General features: G+C 70.5%; 6 protein-coding genes. 4 read left to right on the top strand and 2 right to left on the bottom strand.

The window, feature by feature from the left end:
- Window positions 1-273, bottom strand: a 273-nt coding sequence (locus HP550_RS00190) for a LacI family DNA-binding transcriptional regulator (protein ID WP_175345583.1), incomplete at its 3' end; no start/stop codon positions are given.
- A gap of 200 nt (window positions 274-473) precedes the next feature.
- Here HP550_RS00190 and HP550_RS00185 point away from each other — a divergent pair.
- The 4 genes from HP550_RS00185 (at window position 474) to HP550_RS00170 (ending at window position 6,189) form a co-directional block, all read left to right on the top strand.
- Window positions 474-1,712: a sugar ABC transporter substrate-binding protein gene (locus HP550_RS00185; protein WP_175345582.1), complete on the top strand. Its 1,239-nt coding sequence runs from the start codon at window positions 474-476 to the stop codon at window positions 1,710-1,712.
- A 112-nt stretch (window positions 1,713-1,824) separates the two neighbouring features.
- Window positions 1,825-3,441, top strand: coding sequence for an ABC transporter permease subunit (locus HP550_RS00180; protein ID WP_175345581.1), 1,617 nt, complete (start codon window positions 1,825-1,827; stop codon window positions 3,439-3,441).
- A 1-nt stretch (window position 3,442) separates the two neighbouring features.
- Complete coding sequence (locus HP550_RS00175) at window positions 3,443-4,324, top strand: sugar ABC transporter permease (RefSeq protein WP_175345580.1); 882 nt, start codon at window positions 3,443-3,445, stop codon at window positions 4,322-4,324.
- Window positions 4,321-6,189: a glycoside hydrolase family 13 protein gene (locus HP550_RS00170; RefSeq protein ID WP_175345579.1), complete on the top strand. Its 1,869-nt coding sequence runs from the start codon at window positions 4,321-4,323 to the stop codon at window positions 6,187-6,189. Before HP550_RS00175 ends, HP550_RS00170 begins: the two co-directional genes overlap by 4 nt.
- 5 nt (window positions 6,190-6,194) lie before the next feature.
- On the opposite strand, the gene HP550_RS00165 is transcribed toward HP550_RS00170, so the two are convergent.
- Window positions 6,195-6,756, bottom strand: a 562-nt coding sequence (locus HP550_RS00165; protein WP_175345578.1) for a substrate-binding domain-containing protein, incomplete at its 5' end; no start/stop codon positions are given.

Here is a 6,756-nt window from a genome sequence, read left to right as displayed (position 1 = left end):
GGTGAGCATGGTCTCGATGACCTGGGCGAAGGCGGGGAAGACGGGGTTGGACAGCTCGGGGACCACGAGGCCGACCAGGCCGGCGGAGCGGGTGCGTAGCTTCTCGGGTCGTTCGTAGCCCAGGACGTCCAGGGCGGCGAGGACGGCTTGGCGGGCTTGGGCGGACACGCCGTGCTTGCCGTTCAGGACCCGGGACACCGTGGCCGTGCTGACACCGGCCTGCTCGGCCAGATCCGTCAGACGGGTACGCACGATGGGCACGGTGGGGGCCACGTCACTCCTTTGTCCGGGGTCGCAACCGACGCAAGAAGCCGGAGGATCACCGTTAATCACGCTTCTGCAACAGTTCGCTGCAACTTACCGTAACGACTTGCAGCCGATGAGACAACGAGGTTACCGTCACGACATCACGCCAGCGCCGGTCGATCGTCGGGATCTGCCGAGCGGCATTCTCACGATCTAGGAGACTCACGATGCGACGGAGCATCCCCCTCACCGCTGCGGCCCTGGGCATCACGCTCGCGCTCGCCGCCTGCTCCGGGTCCGCCGACCCGGCTGACACCGAGACCAGCGCCGCCGCCGAGGCGACGGCTTCCGGCACGCTGACGATGTGGGTCGACGACACCCGCATCAACGAGATGGAGCCGGTCGTCGCCGCCTTCACCGAGGAGACCGGTGTCGAGGTCGAGCTCGTGCAGAAGGCCTCGGGCGACATCGGCAAGGACTTCGTCGCGCAGGTCCCGACGGGCGAGGGCCCGGACATCATCGTCTCGGCGCACGACGGCCTCGGCGAGTGGGTCAACAACGGCGTCGTGGCCCCCATCGAGCTGGGCGACAAGGCGGCGGACTTCTCCGACTCGGCCATCGCCGGCGTCACCTACGACGGCAAGATCTACGGCACGCCGATCTCCATCGAGAACATCGCGCTGGTCCGCAACAACGCGCTCCTCACGGAGACCACCGCGGCGACGTTCGACGAGCTGGTCGCCCAGGCCAAGGGCACGGGCACCCCGTTCTCCGTGCTGATCCAGCAGGGCGAGGCGTCCGACCCGTACCACCTGTACCCGCTGCAGACCTCGTTCGGCGCCCCGGTGTTCGAGCAGTCCGCGGACGGCTCCTACACCGACACGCTCGCCCTCGGCGGCCCCGCCGGTGACGCGTTCGCCGCCTACCTGGCCAAGCTGGGCACGGACAAGGTCCTCGACCTGAACGTCGACGGCGAGAAGGCGAAGCAGGCGTTCCTGGACGGCCAGGCGCCGTACATGATCACCGGCCCGTGGAACACCTCGGCGTTCGCCGAGGCGGGCATGGACATCTCCGTGCTCCCCGTCCCGAGCGCCGGCGGCCAGCCCGCCCAGCCGTTCGTCGGGGTCCAGGGCGTGTTCATCTCGGCCAAGTCGGAGAACCCGGTCCTCGCCAACGAGCTCGTCGTGAACTACCTGTCCACCGAGGCCGCGCAGGACATGCTGTTCGCTGAGGGTGGCCGCATGCCCGCCAACGCCGCCTCCGCCGCCAAGGTCGAGGACCCGATCCTCAAGGGCTTCAACGACGCCGGTTCGACCGGTGCGCCCATGCCGGCCATCCCGGCCATGAGCACCGTCTGGGCCTTCTGGGGCGCCACCGAGGCGCAGATCATCAGCGGCCAGGCCGAGCCGGCCAGCGCATGGAACACGATGGTGACCAACATCCAGGACGCCGTCGACAAGGTCTGACGGTCCAGGACGTCCCGTCGGGTGGCGCACAGCCGCCCGGCGGGATGTCCTTGCCCTCGCCGCACCGTCGCGGCGATCCCTGCAGCAGTGACCCGCGTCCCGGAGGACCCGCATGACCGACCAGCAGACCGTGGCGCCCCCCGCCCCTCCGGAGGAACCCGGCGTCCGGTCGCCGCGCCGCTCCCGCGGTGACGGCTCCCACGCCCGGAACTTCTCGGCGGGCTTCGTCGTCAAGCTCGTCCTCATCGCCCTCGTGGACGCGCTGGGTGTCTACGGCATCCTGACCGCCCTGGCGGTCGAGTCCTGGGGCATCGTCGCGTTCCTCGCCCTCGCGCTCGTCGTCGTGAACTGGGCCTACTTCTCGCGCCGCGCGATCCCCGCGAAGTACCTGATCCCCGGCCTGCTCTTCCTGCTGGTCTACCAGCTGTTCGTCATGGTCTACACGGGCTACGTGGCGTTCACGAACTACGGCGACGGCCACAACTCGACCAAGTCCGACGCCATCGAGTCGATCGCGATCCAGACCGAGACCCGCGTCGAGGGCTCACCGACGCTACCGGTGACCGTGGTGCGCAGCGGCGACGAGCTCGGCTTCGCGATCGTGCAGGACGGTGAGGTCGAGGTCGGCACGGCAGAGGAACCGTTCGCGCCGATCGACGGCGCCTCGGTCGACGGTGACCGGGCCACCGCCGTCCCCGGCTGGGAGGTCCTCGGGTTCGCCGGGATCGCCGAGGACCAGGAGGCGATCACCGCCCTGCGCGTCCCGCTCTCCGACGACTCCGCCGACGGGTCGGTGCGTACCCAGGACGGCTCGACCGGCTACGTCTACCAGCCGACGCTGGTGTACGACCCCGAGACCGACACGTTCACCGACACGGCGACGGGCGAGACGTACACCCCGTCCGACACCGGCAACTTCGTCTCGGAGGACGGCGACCGGCTCACCCCGGGCTGGCGGGTCGGGGTCGGCTTCGAGAACTTCACGCGCGTCTTCAACGACCCCCGGCTGACGGGGCCGTTCCTGCAGATCACCGCCTGGACGTTCGTGTTCGCGGCGCTGTCGGTGGTCACCACGTTCGCCCTCGGGCTGTTCCTCGCGATCGTGTTCAACGACCCCCGCGTCCGCGGCCGGAAGATCTACCGGTCGCTGCTGATCCTCCCGTACGCCTTCCCGGGGTTCCTCTCCGCGCTGGTCTGGAAGGGCATGCTCAACCCGAGCTTCGGCTACATCAACGAGGTGCTGCTGGGGGGTGCGAACATCCCGTGGCTGACGGATCCGTGGCTGGCCAAGGTGTCGATCCTCATGGTCAACCTCTGGCTGGGCTTCCCGTACATGTTCCTGGTCTGCACCGGCGCGCTGCAGTCGATCCCGGAGGACACCATCGAGGCCGCACGCATCGACGGTGCGGGCAAGCTGCGCATCCTCCGCTCCATGACGCTGCCGCTGCTCATGATCTCGGTGGCGCCGCTGCTGATCTCCTCGTTCGCGTTCAACTTCAACAACTTCACGCTCATCTACATGCTGACCGGCGGCGGCCCCAACTTCGTCGGGACACCGGTCGTGGTGGGCCACACCGACATCCTCATCTCGATGGTCTACTCCGTGGCCTTCGAGAGCGGCACCAAGCAGTACGGCCTGGCGAGCGCGCTGTCGATCCTGATCTTCGTGGTCGTCGGCCTCATCACCTGGCTCGGCTTCCGCCGTACCCGCACCCTCGAGGAGATCTGAGATGGCCGACACCGCCGTGGAGCGGGACCTGCAGCTGCGTGGGCGGCGCTGGTGGCTCGAGGTCGGCTGGCGGCACGTCGTCGCCGTCGTGACGATCGCGGCCTGCGTCCTGCCGCTCGTGTACGTGCTCTCGGCGTCACTCAACCCGGGCGGCACGCTGACCGGGTCGAACCAGCTGTTCCGCACGATCGACCTGGAGAACTACCGCGACCTGTGGGGCCGCGGGTACGGCAGCTGGTTCGTCAACTCCCTGATCATCTGCACGGTGACCTCGGTCGGCACGGTGCTCATGGGCGGAGCGGCGGCGTACGCGTTCTCGCGGTTCCGGTTCCAGGGTCGGCGCGCGAGCCTGACCAGCCTGCTGATCGTGCAGATCTTCCCGCAGATGCTGGCCTTCGTCGCGATCTTCCTCCTGCTCCTGGCGGTCGGCGACGTGTTCCCCGCGCTCGGCCTCAACAGCCGGTACGGGCTCATCGCCGTCTACCTGGGCGGCGCCCTCGGGGTGAACACGTTCCTCATGTACGGGTTCTTCAACACCGTCCCACGGGAGCTCGACGAGGCGGCGAAGATCGACGGCGCCTCCCACGCGCAGATCTTCTGGACGATCATCCTGCGGCTGGTGGCGCCCATCCTCGCGGTGGTCGGGCTGCTGTCGTTCATCGGGACGTTCGGGGAGTTCCTCGTCGCCAAGGTGGTCCTGCAGCGCAACGAGGACTTCACGCTCGCCGTCGGGCTCTACTACTGGGCCGCCGACGAGCGGACCGCGGACTGGGGCCTGTTCGCCGCCGGTGCCGTGCTCGCGGCCATCCCCGTGATCCTGCTGTTCCTCTTCCTGCAGAAGTACATCGTCGCCGGCCTGACAGCAGGCTCGGTCAAGGGATGACGGCGGTGCACGGCCCGGTCGGGCACCTGCTCGACGACCCGCACCACGACGGGTCGCCGCTGTACGCGCCTCCCGGGGCCGCGCTCGGCGAGCGGGTGCCGGTCCGGGTCCGTGTCCCGGCGGCGGGTGCCGAGCGTGCGGTGTGGCTGCGGACCGTCCGGGACGGGGAACCCCGGCTCGAGCAGGCGCGGCTGGACCGGGTCACCGAGCACGAGCGGTGGTACGTCGCCGACGTCCTGGTGCACAACCCGCTCACCAGCTACCGGTTCCTGCTCGACGAGCCCGGCGGCTACCGGTGGCTCAACGGCCGCGGGGTGCACGAGCGCGATGTCCCGGACGCCGCGGACTTCCGCCTGACGGTGCACGACCCGGCGCCGGCGTGGCTGGACTCGGCGTTCGTGTACCAGGTGTTCCCGGACCGGTTCGCCCGGTCGACGGGCCACCACGGCGAGCCCGTCGGCCCCCTGCCGGACTGGGCACAGCCCGTGGCCTGGGGGACCGAGCCGGCCGCCCTCGGCCGCGACACCTCGTCCCAGCTGTTCGGCGGCGACCTGCCGGGGATCGAGTCGCGGCTCGACCACCTCCAGCGCCTGGGCGTCGACACCCTGTACCTCACGCCCGTCTTCCCGGCCAGGTCCAACCACCGGTACGACGCCAGCACGTTCGACCACGTCGACCCTCTGCTCGGTGGCGACGCCGCGCTCGCCTCGTTGTCCGCCGCCCTGCACGCGCGCCGGATGCGGCTGGTCGGGGACCTCACCACCAACCACACCGGCGCCGGGCACGAGTGGTTCGTCCGCGCGCAGGCCGATCCGTCGAGTGAGGAGGCCCGGTTCTACTACCGGACCGACGAGGCGCCCGGCTACGTCGGCTGGCTGGAGCACGCCTCGCTGCCCAAGCTCGACTGGTCCGCCCCGGGGTTGGCGGCTCGGATGGTCGACGGTCCCGGGTCGGTCATCGCGCGGTGGATGCGCGCGCCCTACCACCTGGACGGGTGGCGGATCGACGTCGCGAACATGACCGGCCGCTACGGCAGCCAGGACCAGACGCACGAGGTCGCCAAGCTGATCCGGGCGACGATGCGCGCGCACGACCCCGACGTGGTCCTCGTCTCGGAGCACTTCCACGACGCAGGCTCGGACATGGGCGTCGGCGGCTGGCACGTGAACATGAACTACTCGGCGTTCACGCGGCCGGTCTGGTCATGGCTGGTCGAGCCGGACAGCACCCTGCCGTTCGTCGGGATGCCGGTCACCGTGCCCCGTCGCGGTGGGCAGGCGATGGTCGACTCGATGCGGGACTTCGACTCCGCCGTGCCCTGGTCGGTGACGCGGCACCAGTGGAACATGCTGGCGTCGCACGACACCGCCCGCCTCCGCACCGTCGTCGGCACCCGGGAGCGCGCCGAGCTGGCCGCCGCCCTGCTCTTCACCTATCCCGGCACCCCCGTGGTGTTCGCGGGGGACGAGGGCGGTCTGACCGGCGCCAACGGCGAGCACGCGCGCGCGAGCATGCCGTGGGACGAGATCGACGCCGGTGGCGGCCCGCGCTGGGACGCCTCGACCTTCGAGACCTACCGACGCCTGTCTGCGCTGCGCCGCTCCTCCGGGGCGCTGCGCACCGGTGGCCTGCGCTGGGCCGTCGTGACGGACGACGCGGTGGCGTTCCTGCGCGAGACGCCCGACGAGCGCGTCCTGGTGCTCCTCGCGCGCACGCCCTGGCAGGGTGCTCTGCTCCCCGGCCACCTGCTCGCGCCGGGGGCGACGGCGCAGAACCTCTACGGCGGCGCAGAGCTGCCGCTCGTCGACGGGCGGCTGGTGCTGCCGGCCGACGGACCCGGCGTGCAGGTCTGGCGGCTGGCGTAGCCCGGTCAGCCCGCGCGTGCGGCTCCGGTGGACCCGCGCACGATGAGCTCGGGATGGAAGGTGAGCTCTGTGCGGGAGGCGGGGGTGCCGGTGATCTCGTTGACGAGGGCGGACACGGCGGCGTGGCCCATGGCCAGCACGGGTTGGCGCACGGTGGTCAGGGGTGGGTCGGTGAACGCGATGAGCGGGGAGTCGTCGAAGCCGACGACCGAGAGGTCGCCGGGGACGCTCAGGCCGCGGGTGCGGGCGGCGCGGATGGCTCCGAGAGCCATGAGGTCGGAGCCGCAGATGATGGCGGTGTGTCCGGAGTCGATGAGCTCCAGGGCGGCGGCTTGGCCGCCTTCGACGGTGAACAGTGTGGTCACGACGTGGGGGTCGGGGTCGTCCTGACCGAGGTGGCGCTGCAGGTTGAGGGCGAACTCGGATCGCTTGCGGGCGGCGGGCACGAAGCGTTCGGGTCCGATGGCCAGGCCGATGTTCCGGTGCCCGAGGGAGATCAGGTGGCGGAAGGCGAGGTCGAGGGCGGCGGAGTCGTCGGTGGACACCGAGGGGGCGTCGACGCCGTCG

Origin of the sequence: Cellulomonas humilata, from assembly GCF_013359775.1 — a bacterium.
In the GTDB taxonomy this organism is placed as follows: Bacteria; Actinomycetota; Actinomycetes; order Actinomycetales; family Cellulomonadaceae; genus Cellulomonas; species Cellulomonas humilata.
This window is presented reverse-complemented; position numbering and strand designations above follow the sequence as displayed.